This is a genomic window from Terribium retamae (assembly GCF_022347545.1).
GTDB classification, from domain to species: Bacteria; Pseudomonadota; Alphaproteobacteria; order Rhizobiales; family Rhizobiaceae; genus Mesorhizobium; species Mesorhizobium retamae.
Genome location: NZ_JAKREW010000003.1, coordinates 135,595 through 161,551, shown reverse-complemented (window position 1 = coordinate 161,551; position 25,957 = coordinate 135,595). Strand labels below are relative to the sequence as shown.

The 25,957-nt window shown below is 61.8% G+C and carries 28 protein-coding genes; 16 read left to right on the top strand and 12 right to left on the bottom strand.

The window, feature by feature from the left end:
- Window positions 1–42: 42 nt before the first annotated feature.
- Entirely contained in the window at window positions 43–1,053 is a 1,011-nt protein-coding gene (locus L4923_RS05730; protein ID WP_239362885.1) for an NAD(P)H-quinone oxidoreductase, read from the bottom strand.
- Window positions 1,054–1,173: 120 nt separating this feature from the next.
- On the opposite strand from L4923_RS05730, the gene L4923_RS05725 reads away from it, so the two are divergent.
- The 3 genes from L4923_RS05725 to L4923_RS05715 all read left to right on the top strand — a co-directional run bounded on the left by L4923_RS05725 (window position 1,174) and on the right by L4923_RS05715 (window position 3,006).
- A complete protein-coding gene (locus tag L4923_RS05725) occupies window positions 1,174–1,365 on the top strand; it encodes a DUF1192 domain-containing protein (protein WP_239362694.1) in 192 nt (63 codons plus the stop codon).
- 87 nt (window positions 1,366–1,452) lie between these two features.
- The gene (locus tag L4923_RS05720) at window positions 1,453–2,697 is read left to right on the top strand and encodes an MFS transporter (RefSeq protein ID WP_239362693.1); all 1,245 of its coding nucleotides are present in this window, start codon (window positions 1,453–1,455) and stop codon (window positions 2,695–2,697) included.
- Window positions 2,698–2,742: 45 nt separating this feature from the next.
- Entirely contained in the window at window positions 2,743–3,006 is a 264-nt protein-coding gene (locus L4923_RS05715; protein WP_239362692.1) for an ArsR/SmtB family transcription factor, read from the top strand.
- A gap of 78 nt (window positions 3,007–3,084) precedes the next feature.
- On the opposite strand, the gene L4923_RS05710 is transcribed toward L4923_RS05715, so the two are convergent.
- Window positions 3,085–3,939 (bottom strand): alpha/beta fold hydrolase, encoded by an 855-nt coding sequence (locus tag L4923_RS05710; protein ID WP_239362691.1) that lies wholly within the window; start codon window positions 3,937–3,939, stop codon window positions 3,085–3,087.
- 90 nt (window positions 3,940–4,029) lie between these two features.
- Between L4923_RS05710 and L4923_RS05705 the strand changes: the two genes are divergently transcribed.
- Window positions 4,030–4,542 carry a winged helix-turn-helix transcriptional regulator gene (locus L4923_RS05705; RefSeq protein ID WP_239362690.1) on the top strand — a complete coding sequence of 171 codons (513 nt, stop codon included), beginning with the start codon at window positions 4,030–4,032 and terminating at the stop codon, window positions 4,540–4,542.
- A 136-nt stretch (window positions 4,543–4,678) separates the two neighbouring features.
- The gene (locus tag L4923_RS05700; RefSeq protein WP_239362689.1) at window positions 4,679–5,110 is read left to right on the top strand and encodes a GlcG/HbpS family heme-binding protein; all 432 of its coding nucleotides are present in this window, start codon (window positions 4,679–4,681) and stop codon (window positions 5,108–5,110) included.
- A 78-nt stretch (window positions 5,111–5,188) separates the two neighbouring features.
- Here L4923_RS05700 and rpmF read toward each other — a convergent pair whose 3' ends face one another.
- Complete coding sequence (gene rpmF / locus L4923_RS05695) at window positions 5,189–5,371, bottom strand: 50S ribosomal protein L32 (RefSeq protein ID WP_024922770.1); 183 nt, start codon at window positions 5,369–5,371, stop codon at window positions 5,189–5,191.
- A 143-nt stretch (window positions 5,372–5,514) separates the two neighbouring features.
- The gene (locus L4923_RS05690; RefSeq protein ID WP_239362884.1) at window positions 5,515–6,273 is read right to left on the bottom strand and encodes a transglycosylase domain-containing protein; all 759 of its coding nucleotides are present in this window, start codon (window positions 6,271–6,273) and stop codon (window positions 5,515–5,517) included.
- Between the two features lie 76 nt (window positions 6,274–6,349).
- On the opposite strand from L4923_RS05690, the gene L4923_RS05685 reads away from it, so the two are divergent.
- Window positions 6,350–7,273 (top strand): polyprenyl synthetase family protein, encoded by a 924-nt coding sequence (locus tag L4923_RS05685; protein ID WP_239362687.1) that lies wholly within the window; start codon window positions 6,350–6,352, stop codon window positions 7,271–7,273.
- A 79-nt stretch (window positions 7,274–7,352) separates the two neighbouring features.
- Complete coding sequence (locus tag L4923_RS05680) at window positions 7,353–9,683, top strand: response regulator (protein ID WP_239362685.1); 2,331 nt, start codon at window positions 7,353–7,355, stop codon at window positions 9,681–9,683.
- Window positions 9,684–9,696: 13 nt separating this feature from the next.
- Here the strand turns inward: L4923_RS05680 and L4923_RS05675 are convergent, their stop codons facing one another.
- The 4 genes from L4923_RS05675 to L4923_RS05660 all read right to left on the bottom strand — a co-directional run bounded on the left by L4923_RS05675 (window position 9,697) and on the right by L4923_RS05660 (window position 13,018).
- Complete coding sequence (locus tag L4923_RS05675) at window positions 9,697–10,434, bottom strand: class I SAM-dependent methyltransferase (RefSeq protein ID WP_239362683.1); 738 nt, start codon at window positions 10,432–10,434, stop codon at window positions 9,697–9,699.
- A gap of 17 nt (window positions 10,435–10,451) precedes the next feature.
- The gene (locus L4923_RS05670; protein WP_239362682.1) at window positions 10,452–11,315 is read right to left on the bottom strand and encodes a lytic transglycosylase domain-containing protein; all 864 of its coding nucleotides are present in this window, start codon (window positions 11,313–11,315) and stop codon (window positions 10,452–10,454) included.
- 5 nt (window positions 11,316–11,320) lie between these two features.
- Window positions 11,321–12,574, bottom strand: a complete 1,254-nt coding sequence (gene ispG / locus L4923_RS05665; protein ID WP_239362681.1) for a flavodoxin-dependent (E)-4-hydroxy-3-methylbut-2-enyl-diphosphate synthase — start codon at window positions 12,572–12,574, stop codon at window positions 11,321–11,323.
- 264 nt (window positions 12,575–12,838) lie between these two features.
- Window positions 12,839–13,018 (bottom strand): YdcH family protein, encoded by a 180-nt coding sequence (locus tag L4923_RS05660; protein ID WP_239362679.1) that lies wholly within the window; start codon window positions 13,016–13,018, stop codon window positions 12,839–12,841.
- A 232-nt stretch (window positions 13,019–13,250) separates the two neighbouring features.
- On the opposite strand from L4923_RS05660, the gene L4923_RS05655 reads away from it, so the two are divergent.
- The 5 genes from L4923_RS05655 to L4923_RS05635 all read left to right on the top strand — a co-directional run bounded on the left by L4923_RS05655 (window position 13,251) and on the right by L4923_RS05635 (window position 16,042).
- Window positions 13,251–13,454 carry a YdcH family protein gene (locus tag L4923_RS05655; RefSeq protein WP_239362677.1) on the top strand — a complete coding sequence of 68 codons (204 nt, stop codon included), beginning with the start codon at window positions 13,251–13,253 and terminating at the stop codon, window positions 13,452–13,454.
- Between the two features lie 112 nt (window positions 13,455–13,566).
- Complete coding sequence (gene purE, locus L4923_RS05650) at window positions 13,567–14,031, top strand: 5-(carboxyamino)imidazole ribonucleotide mutase (protein ID WP_239362883.1); 465 nt, start codon at window positions 13,567–13,569, stop codon at window positions 14,029–14,031.
- Window positions 14,028–15,107, top strand: a complete 1,080-nt coding sequence (locus tag L4923_RS05645; RefSeq protein WP_343302651.1) for a 5-(carboxyamino)imidazole ribonucleotide synthase — start codon at window positions 14,028–14,030, stop codon at window positions 15,105–15,107. Before purE ends, L4923_RS05645 begins: the two co-directional genes overlap by 4 nt.
- A gap of 132 nt (window positions 15,108–15,239) precedes the next feature.
- Window positions 15,240–15,365 carry a type B 50S ribosomal protein L36 gene (ykgO, locus tag L4923_RS05640; RefSeq protein ID WP_040974291.1) on the top strand — a complete coding sequence of 42 codons (126 nt, stop codon included), beginning with the start codon at window positions 15,240–15,242 and terminating at the stop codon, window positions 15,363–15,365.
- Window positions 15,366–15,457: 92 nt separating this feature from the next.
- Entirely contained in the window at window positions 15,458–16,042 is a 585-nt protein-coding gene (locus L4923_RS05635) for a tetratricopeptide repeat protein (RefSeq protein WP_239362676.1), read from the top strand.
- An 83-nt stretch (window positions 16,043–16,125) separates the two neighbouring features.
- Here L4923_RS05635 and pyk read toward each other — a convergent pair whose 3' ends face one another.
- Together pyk and L4923_RS05625 are read right to left on the bottom strand one after the other, a co-directional pair.
- Entirely contained in the window at window positions 16,126–17,556 is a 1,431-nt protein-coding gene (pyk, locus tag L4923_RS05630) for a pyruvate kinase (protein WP_239362675.1), read from the bottom strand.
- On the bottom strand, window positions 17,553–18,053 hold the full coding sequence (locus L4923_RS05625) for a DUF1036 domain-containing protein (RefSeq protein WP_425530902.1): 501 nt from the start codon (window positions 18,051–18,053) through the stop codon (window positions 17,553–17,555). The genes pyk and L4923_RS05625 overlap by 4 nt, the downstream gene beginning before the upstream one ends.
- A 246-nt stretch (window positions 18,054–18,299) precedes the next feature.
- On the opposite strand from L4923_RS05625, the gene L4923_RS05620 reads away from it, so the two are divergent.
- The 3 genes from L4923_RS05620 to L4923_RS05610 all read left to right on the top strand — a co-directional run bounded on the left by L4923_RS05620 (window position 18,300) and on the right by L4923_RS05610 (window position 20,773).
- Window positions 18,300–19,097, top strand: a complete 798-nt coding sequence (locus L4923_RS05620; RefSeq protein ID WP_239362674.1) for an N-formylglutamate amidohydrolase — start codon at window positions 18,300–18,302, stop codon at window positions 19,095–19,097.
- An 81-nt stretch (window positions 19,098–19,178) separates the two neighbouring features.
- Window positions 19,179–19,487, top strand: coding sequence for a DUF1244 domain-containing protein (locus tag L4923_RS05615; RefSeq protein ID WP_239362673.1), 309 nt, complete (start codon window positions 19,179–19,181; stop codon window positions 19,485–19,487).
- Window positions 19,488–19,597: 110 nt separating this feature from the next.
- Window positions 19,598–20,773, top strand: a complete 1,176-nt coding sequence (locus L4923_RS05610; protein WP_239362672.1) for an MFS transporter — start codon at window positions 19,598–19,600, stop codon at window positions 20,771–20,773.
- On the opposite strand, the gene L4923_RS05605 is transcribed toward L4923_RS05610, so the two are convergent.
- Window positions 20,758–21,645, bottom strand: a complete 888-nt coding sequence (locus L4923_RS05605) for a LysR family transcriptional regulator (RefSeq protein WP_239362880.1) — start codon at window positions 21,643–21,645, stop codon at window positions 20,758–20,760. The genes L4923_RS05610 and L4923_RS05605 overlap by 16 nt on opposite strands.
- A 98-nt stretch (window positions 21,646–21,743) precedes the next feature.
- Between L4923_RS05605 and L4923_RS05600 the strand changes: the two genes are divergently transcribed.
- Entirely contained in the window at window positions 21,744–22,709 is a 966-nt protein-coding gene (locus L4923_RS05600) for an NAD-dependent epimerase/dehydratase family protein (protein WP_239362670.1), read from the top strand.
- Window positions 22,710–22,788: 79 nt separating this feature from the next.
- Here the strand turns inward: L4923_RS05600 and L4923_RS05595 are convergent, their stop codons facing one another.
- Window positions 22,789–25,953 (bottom strand): efflux RND transporter permease subunit, encoded by a 3,165-nt coding sequence (locus L4923_RS05595; protein WP_239362668.1) that lies wholly within the window; start codon window positions 25,951–25,953, stop codon window positions 22,789–22,791.
- Window positions 25,954–25,957 lie beyond the last annotated feature (4 nt).

Sequence of the window (25,957 nt, the reverse complement as noted above, 5' to 3'; positions counted from 1 at the left end):
TCGGCGTCCGGAGAGCCGAGCCAATCGACCCGTTTCAAACCCCTAGCCCACGTCGAGCACGATCTTGCCGATGTTGTCGCCCTCTTCCATGCGTTCATGCGCACGCCAGGCCTCCTTGAGCGGGAAGATCATGTCCATTACGGGGGCCACGCGGCGAGTGGCCAGCAGCGGCCAGACCTGCGCCTCCAGGGCCGATGCAACCGCACCCTTGAACTCGACCGTCCGTGGCCTCAGCGTCGAACCGGTGTGGACAAGCCGCTTGACCATCAGTTTGGAGAAATCGGCCGAAGCGACCGCACCGCCCTGCGTGGCGATCTGAACGATACGCCCCTCGACCGCCGCGGCATCGTAGTTGCGGCCGATATAATCGCCGCCGACCATATCCAGGATGACATTGGCGCCCTTGCCGCCGGTGGCTTCCTTCACCGCCTTGACGAAATCTTCCTCGCGGTAGTTCACCGCCCGATCGGCGCCAAGCTTCAGGCAGGCTTCGCATTTCTCCGCGCTGCCGGCGGTCGCGATGACGTAGGAGCCCAGCGCCGAGGCGAGTTGAATGGCGGTGGTGCCGATGCCCGAAGACCCACCATGGATAAGCACCGTTTCACCGGGCTTCAGCGCACCGCGCTCGAACACATTGTGCCAGACCGTGAAATAGGTTTCCGGCACCGCCGCCGCTTCGGTGTAGGTAAAGCCCGCCGGCAAGGGCAGCGCATTGGAAGCGTGAACCTTGACATATTCGGCGTAGCCGCCGCCTGGCGTCAGCGCACAGACCTGGTCGCCGATACGCCAGCGTATAGCCCCCTCGCCAAGTGCAGCAACCTCGCCGGCCACTTCCAGGCCCGGCAAATCCGAAGCACCCGGCGGCGGCGGATAAGCGCCCTTGCGTTGCATCACATCGGGCCTGTTCACGCCGGCGGCATGGACGCGGATCAGGATTTCACCGGCCTCGGGCATCGGCACGTCGCGTTTCTCCGGCTTCAGCACCAGGGGGCCGCCGGGGGTCGATATCGCCACCGCTGTCATCTTTGCCGGGATTTTCTGTCCGTTCACCATGTTCCTTACCAATTTGCTCCGCCCTTCCGGCGGGATGATTTTGGCCCATGCCACATGTATGCTTTCCTATGTATGCGGATTGGCGGGGCAGGCAAACCGCAAAACAACGGAGGAGCGACGATGGCGATCTTCGACGACGAACCCGCAAAGAAAGCACGCACCCATGAGATCGGTCAGGATCTTGCCCTGCTTTCGGTGGGAGAACTCACAGAACGCATCGACCTCTTGCGCGGCGAGATTGCACGGCTGGAAGCTGAACTCGTCCAGAAGGGCGCGACCAAGTCTGCGGCTGAGGCGCTGTTCCGCCGCTGATCGTCGCAACGGCGGCAACATGCCGTCGAAATGCCTGAAAACATCGTCTCCACTGGCTCCGCCTGATTCGCGCACTGGACCGATCTGATGTTCGCTGCCTACCGACCGATTCTCTCCCTGCTTCGCGGCACGGCTTTCCTTCTTGCTGCCTCCGGCCTGCACGGGCTGTTGTTGCCGCTGCGCGGGCAGGTGGAAGGTTTTTCCACCACCTCGCTCGGCTTGATGGGTACGGCCTGGGCGGGCGGATTTGTCGCCGGCTGTTTCTTCGCACCGCGCCTGGTGCGTCGGGCGGGGCACGTGCGCGCTTTCAGCACCTTTGCCTCCGTGGGCGCGATCATCGCACTGCTCACCGGCCTTCTGATCGACGAATACACCTGGATCGCACTGCGCGCCTTCACGGGTTTCACAATGGCCGGTGCCTTCATGGTCATCGAAAGCTGGCTGAATGAGAAGGCCACGAACGAAAATCGCGGTACCGTCTTCGGCCTCTATATGATGGTCACCTACGCATCGATCATGGGCGGGCAGATGATCGTGGCCGGCGGCGACGTAAAATCCGCGTCGCTGTTCATGATCACCGGCATCTTCTTCTGTCTTTCACTGATACCGACTGCCGTCTCCAGCGCCTCCCATCCCAAGCCGTTGCAGGATGTGAAGCTCGATCTGAAAGGCCTCTACTCCAACTCGCCTGTGTCGGCGGTGGCTTGCGTGCTTATTGGCGTCGCCAACGGCGCATGGGGCACCCTCGGCGCGGTCTATGGCGCGCGCATCGGCATTTCGACGGCGCAGATCGCGCTGATGATGAGCCTCGTCGTGGTGGCAGGCGCCGCGATGCAAATCCCGGCCGGACGCATTTCCGACCGCACCGACCGCCGTTACGTGCTCGCCGCTGCCGCAGTGGGTGCCGCGCTTTGCGCCCTCATCATGTTCCTGTTCGAATTCCGCACCGGCACGCTGGTGATTACCTTCACCGCTGCCTATGGCGCCTTTGCCTACACGCTCTATTCGATCGCTGTCGCCCATGCCAATGATCACGCCGCCCCGGAGGAATTCGTCAAAGTTTCGGGCGGTCTTCTGCTGCTTTACGGCTTCGGCACGATGATCGGGCCACTGCTTGCCGCGGCCTTGATGGACTGGGTCCGACCGGAAGGACTGTTCCTGGCAACGGCGCTCGCACACATCGCGCTTGCCGGCTACACGGCGCTACGCATCAGCCGCCGGGCACCGGTGCCGCTCGAGGCACGCGAAGCCTTCAAGACCCAGCCGGCGGAGCGCGCGCTTACGCCGGAAGCGGTCCGATTGGACCCCCGCACGAAACCTGAAACAACCTAAACGTTTCCTGTTGAGATTTACTGCAACTTGCCTCACAAATGGGGCATGATGCTTTCCGATGCTTTCGTCGCCATTGCTGATCCCAACCGGCGTTATCTTCTGGAAGAATTGAGACGAGGCCCCAAAACAGTCAACGAATTGGCCTCGGGCCTACCCGTTTCCAGACCCGCGGTTTCCCAACATCTCAAGGTTTTGCTCGAGGCCGGGCTGGTCAGCGCCAAGGCTGACGGCACAAGGCGGATCTACACCGTTGCCAATGGGGGCTTCTTCAAACTGAACCTATGGCTCGACCAGTTCTGGGAAGAGTGAAAGAGAGGCGAATACACGCCAGTGAAGAACTCTTGCGGCTGATATCCACCCGGCTGCAGTTCTCGACGTCTGTTTGCTTTATGTTTTAACCGACGCTTGGATGTGCGCCACGATTGCATCGATGATGATCGGCCAGTCGTTACGGTGCAGCTCATGCCCACCGCCCGGCACTTCGACCAATCTGCCATTCGCCACCGCTGACGCCAGCGCCCGGCCATGCTCGATTGGGAAGATCGGATCTGCGGTACCGTGAATGACCAGAAGCGGCGCCAAGAGATCGCCGATACTCTCGCTGGCAGCGCCATCCGCGAGCATGAAATGATTGGTCGCGCTCGCCAGACCACCAGCGCGATCATAGTCGCGGCCGACGAAGTCGCGAAGCCCCGTGGCGTCGAATGGGTGCGCGATACTTGCCAGCATCCGGCTGTCCTCCACCATGAACTCGATCACCTGGGCTCTGTTCGACCAGCCCACATCAGCGCCCTTGGCAGAATGTGTTTGATAGGCCTCGGTCATTCCCGGAAGTTTCGACGTATCGACACCGACCGGTGAAGTACTGATGGCGGTAAGGGAGGCGGTGCGCGTCGGATATCGCAGTGCCAGCATCTGCGCCAGCATGCCGCCCATCGACATGCCAACGACATGTGCCTTGGCGACAGCATGTCCATCAAGCACCGCAACGGCATCGTCAACCATATCGCCGAACGCATAGCCGGGTTTGCCGGGCGGATATTTCGTCGAGAGCCCGGTGTCGCGGTTGTCGTAGCGAACCACATGCAGCCCCTTCTGCGCGAGGGTCTCGCAGAACTCGTCCGGCCACCACAGCATCGAGGCCATGGCGCCCATGATCAGAAGCACGGACGGGTTGTGCGGCTCGCCGAATGTTTGCGTCGCGATCCGGACTTCTCCGGGAAGAATGATCTCCAGCTGCACGGCATCCTCCAAACTGATTGCATTTTGCAATTGGTTGAACCATAATAAAACCGATCCTATAATGCAACTGGTTTTTGCAGGATGTATCGCATGACACTCGACCGCCGCTCCGGCTGCCCGATCAATCTTTCGCTGGAGGTCTTCGGCGATCGTTGGAGTCTGATCATCCTGCGCGACATGATCTTCGGCGGCAGGCGCCATTTCCGCGAATTGCTCAATCATTCAATGGAAGGCATTGCCTCCAACATCCTCGCCGACCGGCTGAAGCGGTTGGTCGAACTCGGTATGCTGACCAGGACCGATGATCCGACCCATAAGCAGAAAGCGATCTACAGCCTGACCGAAATGTCGATCACGCTGGTGCCGATCATGGCACAGCTCGGCGCCTGGGGTCGTGTCTGGCTGCCCGTCACGGAGGATTTGTCTATCCGCGCGAAGCTTCTGGAGGAAGGCGGCCCGTCCCTTTGGGACGATTTCATGAACGAGTTGCGGTTCGAGCACCTGGGCATCGGCACGCCGAAACCCGCCGGCACCACGGTGCGCGCCAGATTGCACGCTGCCTATCAGGCGGTCGTCGAAGCGCAGGCGCGCAAGGCGTCCTGAATTCGCCCAGTCAACTGCAGCGCACCAAGCGCAAGAAGCAGTTTCAAGCGGATGGCGGGTTGCCCTCTAAATCTCCGAAGCTGAAGATCCCGGCCGGGTCGGCAATCGTCGTGCCTAGAGCGCAGGAGACTCCATCATGACCACTTTTCCGATCAACAAAGCCAATCAGATCATCACTGGCGCCTTTGCCAAGGCAGCTGCATTGAAGTTGAAGCCGCTTGGGGTGTCGGTTCTCGATGCCGGCGGACATCTCGTCGCCTTCCAGCGCCAAGATGGTGCTTCCTTCCTGCGTCCACAGATGTCCTCGGGCAAAGCCTACGCGGCTCTCTCGGTCGGGATGGGCGGCCGTCGGGTCGAGGCCATAGCCAGGGAGCGGCCACATTTGACGGCCGGCGTTTCCGATCTGTCGGGCGGCAAGATCCTGCCGGTGGCCGGAGGCGTTCTGATCCGCGACAACGCAGGCACGGTTATTGGTGCCGTCGGCATCTCGGGCGATACTTCCGACAATGACGAGATTGCCGCCATCGCCGGCATCGAAACCGCAGGCCTGACGGCAGATGCCGGCTGAACGGAAGCAGTTGCGGTACAAACACCAAAAGACCGGCCACTGGCCGGTCTTTTCGTTCGTCCCGTCGAGGAGAGCTGCTTAGCTTTCCTTCGGCTCCAGAACCTGACGGCCGCGATACATGCCGGTCTTCAGGTCAACGTGGTGCGGGCGGCGCATTTCGCCGGAGTTCTTGTCCTCGACATAGGTCGGGGCCTTGAGCGCGTCGGCGGCGCGACGCATGCCACGCTTGGACGGGGAGGTTTTTCGTTTCGGCACAGCCATGGATATGCTCCATTCGATCAGTCAATGGCCCGCGGCGCCCTCGTGAAAGGGCCGCGTACAGCCGAGTTCTAGAAGAAAGTGGCGTGCCTATACACGGCTGATGGACTTTTGGCCAGTGTTGTCGCGACTTTTTTTGAACTGGCTCACTGAACGCAGCCGACATAGGCACCGGATCGCGATGCACGCCGTTCGATCAGCGATGCCAAGCGCCTCAGCCCGGGGCCAGGCTTGCCGGGATCACGCGTGATGGGATTGGGCAAGGCAACCGCAAGCAGGGCTGCCTGCCGGCGCGAAAGGTTCTTGGCCGAAACGCCGAAATGGTAACGCGCCGCCGCCTCGATGCCGTAGATGCCCGGTCCCCATTCCGCGATGTTGAGATAGATTTCCATGATGCGCCGTTTCGACATCAGGGCATCGAAATAGACGGCCAGCGGCAGCTCGATGACCTTGCGCACGCTGCCCAGTGGCCGCGACCACAAGAACAGGTTCTTCACCGTCTGCATGGTGATTGTCGAGGCGCCACGCGTGATCTCGCCCGACATGGCATCATCGACCACGCCTTTGAGCTCGCCCAGGTCGACGCCTCTGTGGAAACAGAACTGGCCATCCTCCGACATGAGGACGGAATTGGCGAGCACCGGCGCTACATCATCGATCGAAACCCAGCGCCGGTCGTAGCCCGAAAAGGTGGCGAGGTCCTTGAGCATCAGCGTTGAAACCGGATGCACGAAGGAAGGCATGTAAAGAAAGGTCAGGACGGCTGGAATGACGGCCAGCACGACGGCAACACGCAGCGCCCGCCGAAGCCAGCGCCAGTAGTCACCGCGTCTGCCCCTCGGTCGCGACGCCATGTCCAACCCTTCGGTCTCGTGATCGATGATCGGCTCTGCCACCCGCCTAATCCTGTCACAGCATCCCCCCGCATAAAGGCGCTTGGCTTCTTGCGCAACGTCTGACTGTCGGCTACCGCTCGCCACCATGGCAACGGACACCGACATTCCCTTCGAGGCAGCTCTCCTTGCGCGCGCCGAACAGGTAGAGACGCGTTTGCGGGCGCTGCTCGACAGCCGCCCGCTATCGGGAGAGATCGTTCGCCCGGAACGCCTTGTTTCGGCTATGCGTCACGGCGTCCTGAATGGCGGCAAGCGTCTGCGCCCTTTTCTCGTTCTGGAAAGTGCAGCACTGCTCGCCCCCGGTCATGACGAGACCCCAGCACTGACTGTGGCCGCAGCACTGGAATGCATCCACTGTTATTCGCTGATCCATGACGACCTGCCGTCCATGGACGATGACGATCTGCGCCGTGGTCAGCCCACCGTCCACAGGGCCTTCGACGAGGCCACGGCAATCCTGGCCGGCGATGCGCTGCTGACGCTTGCTTTTGACACATTGGCTGACGATGCCATCGACCTGCCCTCGGATCGCCGCGCCGCTCTTGTGCTGGCGCTGGCGCGCGCCGCCGGAGCCGGCGGCATGGTCGGTGGCCAGATGCTCGACATCGAAGCCGAGAAATCCGCTCCCGACGAAGCCGGCATTATCCGCCTGCAAGCCATGAAAACGGGCGCTTTGATCCGCTTCGCCTGCGAGGCGGGTGCGATCCTGACCGGAGCGTCAACGGGAGACCGTGAGCGTCTGGCGGAATTCGGCTCGGCCATCGGCCTTGCCTTCCAGCTTGCGGACGATCTGCTCGACCTGACTGCCGACGCCGGCACCATGGGCAAGGCAACCGGCAAGGACGCAGCAGCCGGCAAGGGCACGTTGGTTGCCCTGCATGGGCAGGTGTGGGCGCGCAAACAGCTGAACGGATTGGTCGAACAGGCCCATGCCTTGCTTGAGCCTTATGGCGAGCAGGCTTCGATGTTGAAGGCGGCCGCGGCGTTCATTGCGAACCGCAACAACTGAGCGTTCGCTCTGGAACGAAATCTTAATGGTAATAGAGCGTAATCCCGGCCGTTAAAATGCGTATGGGTTGGGGTTACGCATGCCTGAATATTCGTCTTTCATCCGGTCGATCCGGATTCGCTATCTTTCTGGCCTGTTGATACTGGCGGTCGCCGTTACCGCTACCATCTTCGCGCTCAACCGCGCCGGGGCCTATCGCGCCGAGATCGACGCGCTGAGCAGCCACATCGTCACCTTCGCCCGCGATCTCAACAATGCCACCGGCTTTGCCGAGACAGCCGTCAGCACCTGGGGCCCAAGCACGCGCGTCGAACTTGCCAAATCCGCCAAGGATCACGCCCAACGCCTCAAGGCTGGCATGGAATCCCTTTCCGCCGAACTTGCGGTCATCGCGCCGAAGCTGTCCAAGCCTACCCAGGACGAATTGAATGCGGCTTCCGTGAATGGTTACCTGCTGTGGTCAGCGCGCGATATCTTGCGCAACTTCGATCTGATGATTGCCGCGACACGCGCCGAAGACTGGAACTACCGCGAGATCCGCAATCAGAACGACCTGTTCGCCCAGCCCATGCTTGCGCGCGCCAGAACCGCGATGGATGTCGAGCGCCGCATGGCGGAAGGTCGCAGCGACCGGCTGCTTCTTTGGGTAAGCCTGTCGCTTTGCGCTGCCCTGGTCGCGGTCGCCTTCTGGATCTTCCGTCCGATGGAGAAGGCCATTCGCCGGGCTTTTGCCGAGACGGCGGAATCGCTGTTCAAAGCCGAAGCTGCCGATCGCGCCAAGTCGGAATTCCTGGCCAATATGAGCCACGAAATCCGCACGCCGATGAACGGCGTGCTCGGCATGGCCGAATTGCTTGCCAAGACCGAGCTCAATCCTCGTCAGAAGACCTTCACCGATGTTATCGTCAAATCGGGCAATGCACTCCTCACCATCATCAATGACATTCTGGATTTCTCCAAGATCAATGCTGGCCAGCTGACGCTCGACCCTGCACCCTTCCGCCTCGCGGAAGCGGTGGAAGATGTCGCCACGCTGGTTTCAGCACGCGTCGCCGAGAAGAACCTGGAACTCATCGTACGCGTCGACCCGCGTCTGCCGCACCATGTCGTCGGCGATGTCGGCCGTTTCCGCCAGATCATCACCAACCTGCTCGGCAACGCGGTGAAATTCACCGAGAAGGGCCACGTGCTGGTCGATGTTTCCGGCGAGGTCGTGGACTCCCATGTCCAGATGAAGGTCCGTGTCGAGGACACCGGCATCGGCATTCCGGCAGACAAGTTGCAGAGCGTGTTCGAAAAATTCGCTCAGGTGGATTCCTCTTCGACCAGGCGCCACGAAGGCACCGGGCTAGGTCTGGCCATCGCCGCCCGCCTGGTCGATCTCATGGGTGGCCAGATCGGCGTCGAGAGTGAGATCGGCCGCGGCTCGGTATTCTGGTTCGCCGTACCGCTTCCTGTTCACGAAGCAACCGGCAACGAAGACATCGTGCCCGTCGACGTTACCGGTGCACGCGTGCTCGTCATCGACGACAATCCAGTCAACCGTGAAATCTTGCTGGAACAATTGCGCAGCTGGAGCTTCGACTGTGCGGCGGCTGAAAGCGGAGCAGTTGGCCTTGCCTTCCTTGATCGCGCCAATCAGCTCGGCGCTTCTGTCGATTGTGTCATCCTCGACTACCAGATGCCGGGTATGAATGGCGCCGACGTCGCCAAGGCGATCGCCGCGGACAGCCGGCTCTCTTCCATTCCCGTCATCCTGTTGACCTCGGTCGATCAGGTCGACTTCGCCAAGCTTATCCTCGATTTCGGTATCGCCGCGCATCTCACCAAGCCATCGCGCTCGGCCGTTCTGCTGGGGACCGTTATTTCCGTCATCCAGAAGGCGCGCAGCCAGGCAGGCAAGGCGCATTTCATACGCGAGCCGATCCAGGTCGCGCCGACGGCGCAACCGGCCTTTACGGTCATTCGCGGCACACCGGCGCCGACGCCTAAGCCGGAAGCGCTGGCCAATCCCGGCCGCCCAATCGATATTCTGATCGCCGAAGACAATGAAGTGAACCAGTTGGTCTTCGGGCAGATCCTGAACGGGTTGGGTTTGAGCTACCGAATCGCTGCCAACGGCCGCACCGCAGTCGAGATGTACAAGACGCTGAACCCGAAACTGGTGCTGATGGACGTCTCGATGCCGGAATTGAACGGCTACGAAGCGACACGTGCCATCCGTTCGATCGAAGCAGCCAACGGCACCCGCACGCCGATCATCGGCGTTACCGCCCATGCACTCAAGGGCGACCGCGACAAATGCATCGAAGCCGGCATGGACGATTATCTGGCCAAACCGGTCTCGCCGGATCGGCTCGGCGCCAAGATCGGCACATGGCTCAGCGAAACGGTAGCCAAGACTGCCTGACTATTCGACCTGACTATCGGAGCCGGCCGAACGGGATGATCTCGCGTGAGGCCGGCGTCCACGGCCCACCGTCCCAGTCACCGAACCAGCGTTCGGCGAAGAGATCCGCTGCTTCGATGCCAGCGGCGATGTCTTCCTTCGACGGAAAAGCGATTTTCGATTCCGCCGTCAGTATCTGGCCTGTCGCAGCGATCTCGTACCAGGTCCGGTAGGCGACGATCCCGTCTGCTTCCATACGGGCATCGTACCAACTCTTGACCATCCCGAAGCGGGGGTGGTCCACCATTTCTTCAGAACGCTCAGGGGTCCATTCGCGCCAAGCTTCGATCGCCGGATTGCGACTGTCGAAAAGAAAGTGTCCGTTCGGCGCAAGATGCGCTGCAATGGTTGCGAACACGGCCTGTCGATCTTGTCGACTCAAGAACACCTGGAAAGCGTGCCCCGTCAGGACAACCAGATCGAAGCGGCGTCCAAGCCTGACGGAGCGGGCATCGGCTTCGATCCATTCGACTTTATCGCCACCTGATCGCCTGCGCGCCACGTCGAGCATCGCGCCTGCCGGATCGACGCCGACCACCGCGCGACCCTCGGCGAACGCCACAGCCAACTGGCCAGTGCCGCAGCCAAGATCGAGCACCGAGCGCGCATCGCCCGCCAATGCGAGACAACGCTTGAGCTCGGCATCACCGGTGTTGACCAGATCATAGAAGTCGACAAGGGCCGGGTCGTTATAGAGAAGGTCGACGGTCACTTGGCTTCACCCAGCTGCTATCTGTTCCTGAGCACCACGCATGAGCCGCCAACGCTGTGCAGTTTGTCGCAGATCGCATGGGCCGCCTTGCGGTCGTCGGCACCAATGCGCACGGCATAGACACCACGCCGCCCCATCGGCGTGCGCACGCGGCTGACAACCGGCTCCACATCGGCGAGTATCGCGGGAAAGCGTGCCTGCACCCGCTGCCATTGCCGCACGGCAGCAGAACGGCGGAAGTTGCCCGCCACCTGTACGCCCCAGGGCTTAACATGCACCGCCGCCATCGGCACTGTCGTTGCTTTGCTCACCGGAAGCCGCCGGCAGGCGATGGAAAAATTCTGCTGCTTGGGATCGAGAGGCAGCACCACGCCCGCATAGGCTTTGTCGGAGAATTTGTCAGCCGGCTCGCCCATCACGTCGAGCACATACTCTTCCGTTTCCAGCGGCAGGAACCCGCCGGAGCCAAGCCAGCGCGCTACCCTGTTCTCGCCGGCATTGTAGGCTGCGGCGGCAAGCCCCAGATTGCCGAAACCGACTTTCAGTTCCGAAAGGTATTTTGCGGATGCCGGTATGGCCTGCTCGATGTCGAAGGAGTTTGCGAGGCCCCTCATCTTGGCCGTTCCCGGCATGAACTGCGCAATGCCTTCCGCACCGGCCGGGCTCACCGCGTTCGGATCGAAGCGGCTTTCTTTCCAGATCAGCCGCGCGAAAAATTCCTTGGGCAACCCTTGCTCTGTTGCCTGAGCTTCGATGAGGTCGCAGACGCGGCCGATGAGGCGCTTTTGCGCCGAACGCGTATGCGGAGGATCGGCTTCGACCGGCGAGGACGCCAGCAACGCCGACGCAATCGACAGTGCAATTCCGGCCAGACGCCGCATCGGCGCTATTCAGCAGCCGCCTGGCCATGCTGGCCGAACCGCTGCTCGATGTAGTCTGCCACCATCTTCTCGAAATCGGCGGCGATATTCGGCCCGCGCAGCGTCGCTGCCTTGCGGCCGTCGATGAATACCGGCGCGCTCGGTGTCTCCCCGGTACCCGGCAGCGAAATGCCGATGTCGGCATGCTTGGATTCGCCAGGGCCGTTGACGATGCAGCCCATCACCGCGACCTTCAGTTCCTCGACACCGGGATATTTTTCGCGCCAGACCGGCATGTTCTTGCGCAGATCTTCCTGGATTGACTGCGCGAGTTCCTGGAAAACGGTCGATGTCGTTCGACCGCAACCGGGACAAGCCGCCACGATCGGCACAAACTGGCGGAAGCCCATGGTCTGCAGCAATTCCTGCGACACCTGCACCTCGCGTGTGCGGTCGCCGCCGGGTTCCGGCGTCAGCGAAATACGGATCGTATCGCCGATGCCTTGCTGAAGAAGAATGCCCATCGCCGCCGACGAAGCGACGATGCCTTTCGACCCCATGCCAGCTTCGGTGAGGCCGAGATGCAGCGCGTGGTCGGAACGGGTCGCAAGCATGGTGTAGACCGCAATCAGATCCTGCACGCCACTGACTTTGGCCGATAGGATGATCTTGTCGCGGCCAAGGCCGATTTCCTCGGCCAGTTCAGCAGACAGGATAGCGGACTGCACGATCGCCTCTCGCATGACCTGATTGGCCGTCAGCGGCGAGCCCTTTTCCTGGTTCTCGTCCATGAGCCGGGTCAACAGCTCCTGGTCGAGCGACCCCCAGTTGACGCCGATGCGCACGGGCTTGTCGTAGCGGATCGCGGTCTCGACGATTTCGGCGAACTGCTTGTCCCTCTTGTCCTTGAAACCGACATTGCCCGGATTGATGCGGTATTTGGCCAGAGCCTCGGCACAGGCCGGATGATCGGCCAGAAGCTTGTGACCGATATAGTGGAAATCCCCGACGAGCGGCACATTGACGCCGAGCCGCTCCAACCGCTCGCGGATCTTCGGCACCGCCGCAGCACTCTCGTCACGGTCGACAGTGATGCGAACGATCTCCGATCCGGCGCGATGAAGTGCCGCGACTTGAGCCACGGTCTGATCGATGTCGGCAGTGTCGGTGTTGGTCATCGACTGCACGACGACAGGGGCGGAACCGCCGACAACCACGCCGCCGACGTCAACGCCAACCGACTGCCGGCGTGGAAATGGAGAGGAAAAATACCCGGTCATGCCGGTCGCCTCATGAGAAATGCGTCCGGGGATGAGGTGGAGGAGCGGCACAGCCTTGTCAATGGCAAGCTGGACCGGGGCTGGTCAAATTGCCATACAACAGCAGCTTCCACCGCCTGTCACGCGGCAGCAACAGCGAAATTGTGGGTGAATCCCATATCCCCACCAAGTGACACGCTCAGAGGGATACTTGAAAGGCTCTGGCCGGCGGCTATGCGCCGCCGGGAGCACTTCGGCACGGTCGTGCCGATTCTGGGACCGATTTTAGTGCGTTGAAGGTCTCGCCTTCAGTTTTTCCATTTCGTCCTTAATGGCCAGCTTGCGTCGCTTGAGGCATACGATTTCAAGATCGTCCACCGACGGATGCAGCAGCGCGTCATCGATCTCGCGTTCGATGTCGCTGTGTTTCCGCTGAAGCTCTTCAAGATGGGACGCTAGAGACATGAATGGTTCTCCCTTTCATATTCCTTGCCAGCGACCGACGCACGACGTCCACCGCGGGCGCCCGCGTGACGGCCAGATGACAGTGTGCCACCATTACTTCGCCTTGTCGAATACCATGTGGTAGCATTCCACCGCGTCATGAAATGTGATAATGCGTTCGCGCCGCTGGCGAAGGTCGGCGGCCCCCGCCCATCAGGCGCGCATGGGCGCCGGAGCCAGCAGAACGGTGGATATGTCGGAACAGGAACAGGCCGAGATTCGTCTCGAGTTTGCACGCTTGAAGCAGGAACATGCCGATTTCGACGCGGCCATCAATGCGATGATCGCCACGGGCTGCGACCCTCTGCAGATACAGCGCATGAAGAAGAAGAAGCTGGCGCTCAAGGACCGGCTGAGTGCGCTTGAAGATCGCATCATTCCCGATATCATCGCCTGAGCACTGCTGACGCCACCGCAATCCTTGCCCCACAAGGCAAATTCCGCTACCTCGCCTTTTTGTCGCCGGGGAGAGCAATTTGGCCGCGCACGAAGTCGATGTCGCCATCATCATGGGTAGCCAGTCCGACTGGGCGACCATGCGGCACGCCGCGGAATTGCTGGAGGTGCTGGAAATTCCGCACAAGGCGCTGATCGTTTCGGCCCATCGCACGCCGGATCGGCTCTATGAATTCGCCAAAGGCGCCAAAGCCGCGGGTTATAAGGTGATCATCGCCGGCGCCGGCGGCGCCGCTCACCTACCCGGAATGACCGCCGCAATGACCTCCTTGCCGGTGTTCGGCGTGCCGGTGGAATCGAAGGCGCTGTCGGGCCAGGATTCGCTGCTTTCCATCGTGCAGATGCCGGCCGGCATCCCGGTGGGCACACTGGCAATCGGCAAGGCGGGTGCGGCAAATGCAGCGTTGCTGGCTGCGGCTGTACTTGCCCTCAACGACAAGGCTTTAGCCGAACGGCTGGATGGCTGGCGCGCCGGCCAGACCGCCCGGGTCGCCGTGGAGCCGGTGGACCAGCCGTGACCGCAGCTCTTTCCGCAGGTTCTGTCATCGGCATCATCGGTGGCGGTCAGCTTGGCCGCATGCTGGCAATGGCGGCAGCCAAACTCGGCTACCGGACCATCATCCTCGAACCGCAACCGGATTGTCCTGCAGCCCAGGTTGCCAACCGGCAGATCGTGGCGGCTTATGACGATCCGTCCGCCCTTGCCGAACTTGCCGACGCCTGCGCGGTGGTGACTTACGAATTCGAGAATGTTCCGGTTATCGCCGCCGAAACGCTTTCCGCCACACGGCCCGTACGGCCCTCGGCACGAGCGTTGCAAGTGGCCCAGGACCGTGTGATCGAAAAGCAGTTCCTCAACGATGTCGGCGTTGCGACCGCAGCGTTCCGCGCCGTCGACAATGATGCCGACCTTGCCGCCGCGCTCGACGCTTTCGGCGGCGACGGCGTGCTGAAAACCAGGCGCCTCGGTTACGATGGCAAGGGTCAGCGCGTGCTGCGTGGCGTTAGGGACATAGAGGGCACCTACAGGGCGATGGGCGACGTTCCCTTGATCCTTGAAGCGCTGATCGCCTTCGACTACGAAATCTCCATCATCGCCGCACGCGGTGCCGATGGCGCTCTCGCCGTCTATGACCCGGCCCGCAACGTGCACCGCGACGGCATCCTGCACACTTCGACAGTACCGTCCGGAATATCGGTTGCCACTGCGGATGCGGCCAAGCAGGCGGCAATGACAATCATCACGGCACTCGACTATGTCGGCGTCATCGGCATCGAGTTCTTCGTGCTCCCCGACGGTAGCCTTCTTGCCAATGAAATGGCTCCGCGCGTTCACAATTCCGGACATTGGACGGAGGCCGCCTGCACGGTTTCGCAGTTCGAACAGCACATCCGTGCCGTCGCCGGTTTGCCGCTTGGCGATGCCGGCCGGCACTCGGATTGCGTCATGCAAAACCTGATCGGGCACGACATCGATCAAGTGCCGGCATTGCTCGCCGAACCTGACCTGATGCTGCATCTCTACGGCAAGGCTGAAGCCCGGTCGGGGCGCAAGATGGGGCACTTCACCCGCATACGCCCATTCGCCGGCTGAAAGCGTGATCAAGCCGCCTGCGAGGTTGACATGCACGGGGCACCCCGGTATGAGCCGATCGCAACAGGGCGCGTCTTCGGGCGCGCCTTTCAAGTTCAGCCCGAAACCGGGCTAATACCGACGGGCAAGACCATGAAGATCAAGAATTCGCTCAAGGCGCTCAAGGCGCGTCACCGTGACAACCGCCTGGTCCGCCGCAAGGGCCGCATCTACATCATCAACAAGACCGCCCCGCGCTACAAGGCACGTCAGGGCTGATCCTGCTGTGGCGCGTATTGATAGGCGCCGCTTGATGAGGCTGAACTCAGATTCAGTTTGAACGTCCGGCATCCCGGAGATAGAATCCGGGCATGCGGACGTTGTTTGCCGTTTGTACGGCTTTTTCTCTCTCCCTCTCGCCGATGTCGGTCAACGCGGCCGACAATGCCGCCAAGCCTGCGCTAGCGCAGACGCGCGAACAGCGCGTCGACCAGCTTTTCTCCGATCTCAAACACGCGCGCAGTCCAAGGTCGGCCGAGCTTGTCGCCGGCCGCATCTGGAATGAATGGAATCGCTCCGGCAGCGCATCGGTCGACCTGATGATGCAATGGTCGCAGAAAGCCATCGAGGACAAGAAGTTCGACGTGGCGCTCGACTTCCTTGATCAGGTGGTGACGCTGCAGCCCAAATATGCCGAGGGCTGGAATCGCCGTGCGACCGCGCATTTCCTGATGAAGAACTATGCCAAGTCTATGGCTGATATCGAGCAGGCGCTGGAACTGGAGCCACGCCATTTCGGCGCTCTGTCGGGCATCGCCCAGATCATGATGGAGACCGGCCGCAAACAGGCGGCTCTCGACGCCTGGCAGAAGGTGCTCGACCTCTACCCGATGCTGCGCAACGCGCAGGACCAGGTGTCGAAGCTGTCGGAGGAGTTGGCGGGAGAAGCGATTTGAGGGAGTAGCGAGATAGCGAGTAGTGAATAGGGGAAATCTCTGTCACTATCTCGCGACTGGCTATCTCACTACTCCCTCAATCTTCACTGCCTCACATCTGAGCCGAGATACGCAATCCGCAGCATGTTGGTGGAGCCTGGCGTCCTCAACGGCACGCCGGCCGTGATGATGATGCGGTCTCCCGCCTTGCCGAAGCCCTGCTCGGAAGCGATGCGGCAGGCGCGATCGACCATGTCGTCGAGATCGGTCGCATCTTCCGAAACCACGCAATGCGTGCCCCACAGCAGCGAAAGACGCCGCGCAGTGGCAAGGATCGGCGACAGTGCGATGATCGGCACCTGCGGCCGTTCGCGGGCAGCGCGCAGGCCCGTCGTGCCGGAAGCGGTGTAGGTGACGATCGCCGAAAGCTTGAGCGTCTCGGCGATCTCGCGGGCGGCCAGCGAGATGGCGTCGGCGCCTGTCGCCTCCGGCTCGGAGCGCTGGGCGTTGATGATACCGGCATAGGTCGGGTCGCGTTCGACGCGTTCGGCGATGCGGTTCATGGTGGCCACCGCTTCGACCGGATAGGAACCGGCGGCGGATTCGGCCGATAGCATGATGGCATCGGCCCCTTCGAAAACGGCGGTCGCCACGTCGGACACTTCGGCGCGGGTCGGCACCGGTGCGGAAATCATTGATTCCAGCATTTGCGTTGCTACCACTACCGGCTTGCCGGCACGGCGCGCCGCGCGGGTGATCTGCTTTTGGATGCCCGGCACCGCTTCCAGCGGCAGTTCGACACCGAGATCGCCACGCGCCACCATCAGCGCGTCGGACAATTCGATGATCTCGGCCAGTCGTGCCACGGCCTGCGGCTTCTCGATCTTGGAAAGCAGCAACGCCCGGCCGCGTGCGATCTTGCGCGCCTCTGCGAGATCCTCAGGGCGCTGGATGAAAGAAAGCGCAACCCAGTCGACACCGGCCGCCAATACGGCATCGAGATCGGCGCGATCCTTCTCGGTCAGCGCGCCGACAGGCAGTTCGGTATCGGGCAGCGACACGCCCTTCTTGTCGGAAATCTTCGTGCCCACCACCACGGTGGCGACGATCGAACGGCCGTCGACCTTCACGGCCTTCAGCTCGACCTTGCCGTCGTCGATCAGCAACCGGTCGCCGACGGCGACTGAGCGCAGGATTTCGGGATGCGGCAGGTGAACGCGGTTGGAATCGCCGAGTTCCGGATTGTCGTCCAAGGTGAAAGTCTGGCCAACCTTCAGTTCTTCCTTGCCGTTGACGAATTTGCCGACACGCAGCTTCGGTCCTTGCAGATCGGCCAGGATGCCGATCGGGCGGCCGACAGCGGCTTCCACCGAGCGGATACGGCCGACAAGCGTACGCATCAGGTCATGATCGGCATGGCTCATATTGATGCGGAACACGTCCGCGCCTGCCTCGAAGAGCTTCTTCAGCATCGCTTCCTCGGAGGAAGCGGGACCGATGGTGGCTAGGATCTTGACCTTGCGGCTGCGTCTCATTGACTGTTCTGACCATTGCTTGGCGGAGCGGCCGGGGTACCGCCATCCGCAGTGGGCTGCTCGGTCAGCTGGACCATCCAGCTTCCCTGCTCGCCTGTGTCGTATTCCTGGAATCCGGCGCGCTGAAAGCCCCGGGCGACGCAATCGGTTACGCCGGCAATCTTGAATTCCTTCTCGGCCACGCACATCGAGATCGGACCATCCCAACGGCCGCCACGCTCGGCATCTTCTGCATAGAGATAATAAAACCTCGATGACAGCGGGCCCTCGATCAGCGTCTTGCAGGTCGAACCTTCGATGTGCCACCAGCCCTCGGTGATCCAGCCCGTCTTGGCGCGATAACCGATGCCGACGCCGACCAGATTCTGGGTAGCGTTGCAGACCCGGAAATCGGCCCTGGCTGGAGAAGCCATCACCAAGGGAGCCGCGAACAGGACGAGCAGCGGCAGCAAGAGGGCGATGCCCTTTCGCCTACGCTGCCGGCTGGCGGATGCCATTCGAGACCCCTCGCTGAGTGAAACTTGCATGATCAGGCGCCCTTTTCGAAGATGTCCGGGCGCATGTCAACGCGCGCCCTACTGTGAATCCAATCGATTTAATTGGCAAGCCGGCGCATGCTATGCCGGAGGATGAAAGTTTTTCGCAAAAACCTTGACCAAACAACGGCATTGCGCGGACTTCCGCTTCATGGGATCACGTTACCATCCCGCCTCGAGACGCCACCGCTTGATTTTCCCCGTGCCATGACCCGATCCACAGTTTTTGCGCCGTTTGATCTGATCGAAGGCGACCGTAGTCGCGGCATTGTGCTGGTGGCCGACCACGCCCGGCGCGATTTGCCGGAGGAATATGGCGCGCTCGGCCTGCCGGCAGCTGAATTCGAACGTCATATCGCCTACGATATCGGTGTCGAGGCAGTAACGCGCGAGTTGGCCGCCCTGCTCGACGTGCCGGCAGTGCTTGCCAATTTCTCACGGCTTCTGATCGATCCAAACAGGGGCGAAGACGACCCCACCTTGATCCGCCAGCTTTATGACGGCACCGTCGTGCCGGGTAACTACCCGATGCCGGCCGAGGAACGTGAAAAGCGGCTGGAGCGCTTCTACCGCCCTTATCATGACGCCGTCGCCGCTGTCGTCGCCTCGGTAGCAAGGGAATCGGGGCGCGCGCCTTTCATCTTCTCGGTCCACTCCTTCACTCCGGTCATGCAGGGCCGCGCAAGACCCTGGCACGTCGGCATCTTGTGGGATCTTGACCACCGCGCTCCGCGCGCGATCATCGAAGCACTGGCTGCGGACAAGGATCTCGTCGTCGGCGACAACGAGCCCTACGATGGCGCCCTGCGCGGCGACACCATGTTCCGCCACGCAATCGTGAATGGTTTCGCGCACGCCCTGATCGAGATTCGCCAGGACCTGATCGCCGACACAGGCGGCGCAGTTGCCTGGGCAGAACGGCTGGCCCCGATCGTTGACGCGGTCAATCGTCGTCCCGATATACAGGCGGTGAAGATGTTCGGCTCGCGCACCGGGCCGCTCTAGCTCTTTGTTTTACGCAATTCCGGACGGAAAACCGCTGCACGCTTTTCCTGGAATTGCTCTACGCGCCGAGAGGATACCGCCATGACCGACCTGAGCGACGAACAGAAGCGCGATTTCGAAGCCGCAGCCTTCCGCCGGCTGGTCGAGCATCTGCGCGAACGCAGCGACGTGCAGAACATCGACCTGATGAACCTCGCGGGCTTCTGCCGCAACTGCCTTTCCAACTGGTACCGTGAGGCGGCCGAGGCGGAAGGTGTTCCCTTGTCGAAGGACCAGTCCCGCGAAATCGTCTATGGAATGCCCTATGGCGAATGGCAGGCACAGCACCAGACCGAAGCGTCGGACGCACAGAAAGCCGCCTTCGTGACCAATCGTCCCAAAGATCATTAAGGCCCGGGCACGCGCCCCCCGGCTCGCGGCATCGGCTTCCGGCTCTCTTGACGATGATCTTGAATCGATCTAACGATTGAATCGTTCCAATTTTTATTCGAGCCACCGCCATGACCGCAGCCTCCTCCCTGCAAAACGCCGCGCGCGGTCGCTGGGCGGTGGCGGCGATGTTCTTCATCAACGGCCTCCTGACCGGCAGCTGGGCGCCGCAGATCCCGGTTTTTCTGACCCGTCTCGACATCAGCAAGGCGACGCTCGGCCTCCTCATCCTTCTGTTCGGCCTTGGTGCGCTGACCTTCATGCCGTTGTCCGGCTATCTGATGTCCAGATATGGCTCCCGCGCCGTGGTGCGCGGTTTTGCCTCCGTCTGTGTGTTCGGCCTGCTACTGGTGGCGCTGGCGCCGAGCGTTCCGGTGGCAGTCGTGGCGATGTTCCTGTTCGGTGGTTTGATCGGCGGCATGGATGTCGCCATGAACGCCAATGCCGTCACGGTGGAGCGCCGGCTGTCGCGCGCAGTGATGTCGTCCTCGCATGCCTTCTGGAGCCTGGGCGGTTTTGCCGGCGGCGGAGCCGGCGGTCTTATCATCCAGCATTACGGTCATGTGACTCACGCCATCATCGTCACCATCGTCGCCATCGTTTTGCTCGCAATCGCCTGGCGGTACCTGATCACCGACCGGAAACCGGTGGCGCAGGAGCATCACAAATTCACGCTGCCGAAGACCGCTACCGTCTATCTCGTTGGCTTGATGGCGCTGATGTCGATGATCCCCGAAGGCGCGGTGCTCGATTGGGCTGCGCTTTATCTGCAGCAGGAGCTTGGCGCGGAACTCGCCGCCGCTGGCCTTGCCTACGCCTTCTTCTCCGGCACGATGGCGTTGATGCGCTTTGCCGGCGATGGTGTTCGCAACCATTTCGGCGCCGTAACCACCCTGCGCTTTTCCTCGCTGATCGCAGCCTCCGGCATGCTCGTCGCAGCGCTGTCTCCCTGGCCCTGGCTGGTGATCGCGGCCTTCGCCTTTTCCGGGCTGGGCATCGCCAACATGGTACCGATTGCTTTCTCAGCCGGCGGTAACCAGCCTGGCATGGCCTCTGGTACAGGCATGAGCGTGGTCACCACAATGGGCTATTCCGGCATCCTGCTGGCGCCATCGCTGATCGGCTTCGCCGCCGAACATATCGGCTTCTCGACGGTGTTCGTGGTGCTTTCCGGCTTCCTCGTCATCGTCTTCCTGATGTCGAGCCTGGCCCACACCGCCGATTTCGCCGCTCAGCCGGCGGAATAGCGCTTCAACGCCTCGTGCAAGAAATCCACGACGCGGCGGATGCGCAGAGACCCGCGCACGTCGCGGTGCATGGCAAGCCATACCGGCAAAGACGGCAGCTCGAGGTCGGGCAATAACGGCTCGACCAGCGGTTCGCGATCCACCAGCGGGCGCTGCGTGAAGCCGATGCCGTTACCGGCGCGTACGGCCTGCCAGTGGACGATCTGGTTGTCGCAACGAAAACGGAATGCGCTGCGCTCCAATGTGACGCCCGCTGCAGCGAAACCGCGAATGATGCTGTCATCGCGATCGAAGCCGACAATGTCGTGGTTGACGACATCCGCTACGGTTTCCGGCCGCCCCCGTCTCTCGATATAGCGGGTTGCGGCACAGGCACACAGTGCAATGTCCGTGACCTTGCGGGCTACCAACTCGTTCTGCACAGGTCGAACCATGCGGATGGCGATATCGGCATCGCGACGCAGCAGGTTCTCGACCTGGTTGGAAGCGGCCACTTCGATCTCGATTCCGGGTTCCTCCTGACCAAGCCGGGCAAGGATCTCGGGCAGGACGAAAGCCGCCACAACTTCGCTGGCGGCGATCCTGACAGTGCCCTCGATTGCTTCCACCGAACCGAGCGCAAGCAGGGAGAATGCGGTTGCCTGCTCGGCAACCGCTTGGCCACGCTCGTAAAGCAACGCGCCCGCTTCGGTAAGCTCGTGGCCTTGCCGGCCACGCCGGAACAGCGTCACGTCAAGTGCCTGCTCCAGTTCGCCGATATGCCGTCCAAGCGTTGGCTGACTGGCGGAAAGCTTGCGCGCCGCAGCCGACAGGCTGCCGGTCTCGGCAACTGCCACGAAGCTTTTGATGAGGTTCCAGTCGATATCCTTCATATTCAAAAATGAATATCACAAAGACGGAAACAGTCAATTTCCATTCGTTTATGAAAACAGAAAATAGGAGCATCACAACACCGACAAGGAGACCCGACATGACCAGCATCGCAATCCTCGGCGCCAACGGGCGGCTTGGCCGCGCCGTCGGCAGGGCATTCGTTCAGGCCGGCTACGACGTCCGCGGCATTACCCGCAGCGGCAGACTGCCCGCCGATCTCGCCGGCGCAACCGGCATCGCCGCCAACGCTCTCGACCGCGAGGCGCTGATCCGTGCCACGGCCGGCGTCGACATCGTTTTTCACGGTCTGAACCCGATCTATTCGGACTGGAGTACGGTTCTGCCGATGGCCGAGAATGTCGTTGCCGCCTGTGAGGCCAACGGCGCAGTCCTGCTCTTCCCGGGCAACGTCTACAATTACGGCTCCCCCGTCCCCGAAATGATCACCGAAGATGCCCCCATCAAGCCGACAACCGAAAAAGGCCGTATCCGTGTCGCAGTCGAGGATCTACTGCGCGCGGAAGCGGATGCCGGGCGCCTGCGCACCATCCTGCTGCGTGCGGGCGATTTCTTCGGCGGCACCGGGACCGGATCGTGGTTTGATCTGGTGATGGTCTCGAAGATCGAAAAAGGCGTCTATACCGCCGCGGGCCCGGTCGACATCGTGCACGAATGGGCTTACCTGCCCGACCTCGCCGATGCCTTTGTCGCGCTTGCGGATCGCCTGGATCAACTGGGCGACTATGAGAACCTGCACTTTCCCGGTCACGCCATCAGCGACCTGGAAATGAAAGCCGCCCTGGAGCGTGCCGTTGGTCGCAAGCTCGGCCTGGCCTCGATGCCTTGGTGGGTGTTCAAGGTCGCTGCGCCCTTCATACCGATGTGGAAGGCGATCGTGCAGATGTCATATCTACGCTTCGAGCCGCATCGGCTGGTTTCTGGACGGCTGGAAGGATTGATCGGGCATATCCCGCACACGCCGCTCGACCGTGCCGTTGCCGAGGCGCTGACTGACCTTGGGATCCCCGTCGCCAGCCTCCCCGAGCGGAGGGAGGCTGCGTGAGGGTGCCTTGTTGAAGTCCAATGAGAAAGGCCGCCGAGTTGAAACCTCGACGGCCTTCTTCATTTCTTGCTGCGTTGGCCTATTCGGCGGCCTTCGGCAATGCGCCGGCTGGCCCGAGATCCGGTGCGTCGTCGTTTGACGCCGTGTCGCGACCGCGACGGAACAGCCGGCCGAGCCAGCTGCGCTGTCCGGGTCTGCGCTTGGCGCGGGTGAACACCATCAGCATGGCCGGCGTCACCACCAGCGTCAGCAGTGTCGCGAAAGACAGCCCGAACACGATCGCGGACGACAGCGAGATCCACCATTGTGTCGACGGCGCGTTGATCGTCGTTTCGTGGTGGAATATCTCAAGGCCAAGGCCAAAGGCGATCGGCAAAACGCCGAGGATCGCCGATACGGCGGTGAGCACCACCGGACGCGCGCGTTCGCGGCAGGTCTGCAGCACCGCTTCCGTCTTGTCCCAGCCTTCTTCGCGCAGGCGATCGTAGGTGTCGATCAACACGATGTTGTTATTCACCACCACGCCCGCCAGCGCGATCACGCCGATGCCGGACATGACGATGCCGAAGGGCTGGCCAGTCAGCATAAGCCCAAGGAACACACCGATCGTCGCCATGACCACGCAGGACAGCACCAGCCAGACGGAGGTGAACTTGTTGAACTGTGCCAGCAGGACCAGGAAAATCAGGAAGATTGCGGCACCGAACGCCTGCGAAAGGAAGGCGCTCGCTTCCGCGCTGTCTTCATTGGAGCCGGCGAGCTTCCAGCGGAAGTTGTCGGGAAGACCCAGATCGGCGATCGCCTTGGTCACTTCTGCCTGCACAGCAGCAACCTGAGCGCCCGCAGCGACGTTTGCCTGCACAACCACGGTACGGGCACCGTCAATGCGGTTTAGCGTGCCGACACGCGGTTCAGGCTTGCGAATGACGAAGTTCGAGATCGGTATCGATCCCTGGCTGGTCTGCACGCGCAATTCGTCCAGCGTCGACAGCGTACGCCGGTCTTCCGGCAAACGCAGGCGGATGTCGACGGCGTCGTCGGCGCCGGCGGGACGATATTCGCTGAGTTTCAGTCCGTTGGTCACAAGCTGCACGACAGTGCCTACCGACGTCGGGTTGACACCGTATTGCGCTGCCTTGCTGCGGTCGACCTCCAGCGCCCAGTCGATGCCGGGTGGCGGCAGGCCATCGGAGACGTCGATGACGTTTGGCACCTTGGCGATATGGGTCGCAACATCGCGGGCCACTTTTTCGATACCGGCCGGATCGACGGCGGAGATGCGCACCTGGATCGGCTTGCCCGTCGGCGGACCGGCTTCCGGCACACGCACCTCCACATCGACGCCGGGGATGCCGGCCGTGGCTTTGCGCAAATCGTCGAGGATCTGATTGGCGGCCTTGCGCTCACGCCAGTCGACGAACTCATATTGGATGACACCGACGACGTCTTCCGGGATGTCCGCGCCACCACCCTGGGTCTTGCCGACGCGGGTGTAGACCGATTTTATCCCGGGCCAGCCGAGCAGCTTTTCTTCCGCGGTGTGCGTCGCTGCATCCATCTCAGCGAGAGAAAGGTTGCCGCGCGCATGCACATAAAGCAGGCCGTAATCCGGCTCGACATTGGGGAAGAACTCGACGCCGGCACCATATTTCGAATAGGCGAACTGCACACCGACCAGCAGTGCGACGGTAAGCACCAGCACCGTCTTGGGAAACTGCACGGCCTTGCGCACCACGGCCATGTAAGCGCCGTCCTTGCGCTCTTCCTCGCCGTGAAGGTCCGCCTTGGCGAAGAGCGCGCCGAGCGTCGGCGTGAAAACCAGGGCGTAGAGCATCGAGGCGGCAAGGGTGACGATCAGTGTGATCGGCAGGTATTTCATGAAGTCGCCGATGATGCCGGGCCAGAACAGGAGCGGCGAGAAGGCGGCGATGCGTGTCATGGTGGCGGCGATGACCGGGCCGGCCATGCGTTTGGCGGCCAGCGCAAAGGCCTCCTCTTTCGGCATGCCTTCCGTCATGCGCCGCTCGGCGAATTCGGTGACGATGATGGCATCGTCCACCAGCATGCCGACCGCCAGGATCAGCGAAAACAGCACGATCATGTTGATCGTGTAGCCCATCATGGCAAGCAGCAGGATGCCGATCAGGAACGATGACGGAATGGCCAGGCCGATAAGCAGCGAGGCACGGCCCGAAAGCGCGTAGAGGATGACGATGAAGACCAGGATGACGGCGATCAGGACGTGGTTCTGCAGGTCGTTCAGCAACTGCTTCACGAACACGGACTTGTCCTGCGTATACGTGACCTCCATGCCCGCCGGCGCGATTTTGACGAACTCGTCGGCGACTTTCTTCGCTCCCTCGATCGTTTCGACGATGTTGGCGCCGATGCGCTTCTTCACTTCGATGGCGATCGCGGGTTTGCCGTCCAGACGCGTGATGGTTTCGGCATCCTTGAAGGTGGAACGAATGGTTGCGACATCCTTCGCCTGCACCACCGCATTGGGCCGCGCCACCACCGGCAGGTTGGCGACATCTTCCGGCGTCTCGATCAAAGACGGGACCTTGACGGCATATTTGCCTTCCGAGCCTTCGATGTTGCCGGCGGCAACCAGGCTGTTGGATTGGCCGACCCCTTGCATCAACTGGTCGAGCTGCAGACCGTAAGAGGAAAGCTTGACCGGATCGACGACGACCTCGACGAGGTCGTCGCGCGAACCTTGCAACGTGCCTTCCAGAACGCCAGGAACTTCCTCGATGCGATCGCGCAGTTCGCGCGCCGACTTGGCCAGCACACGCTCCGGCACATGACCGGACAGGGTGACGACCAGCACCGGGAATTCGGAGATGTTGACCTCGTTGACGGTCGGTTCCTCGGCCGCCTGCGGCAGGTCGGCCTTGGCATCCTGAACCTTGGAGCGGGTGTCCTGCAGTGCCTGCGCAAGGTTGGTCGACGGGTCGAACTCGACCAGCACATAGCCGCCGCCCTGGAAGGCGGCGGAGCGCATCTCCTTCAACCCCTTCAAACTCTTCAGCTTGGTCTCGACCGGCCTCAACAGCAGTCGTTCGGAATCCTCCGGCGATATCCCCTGATAGACCAGTGAGACGTACATCATGGGGATCGGCACGTCCGGCTCGGCTTCCTTCGGCACGGACATATAGGCGATGGCTCCTGCCAGCAGCAGGAACAGCAGCACCGAAATGGTCAGCCGCGCATTCTGGATGGCAAGCTTGACGATATCCATTGGG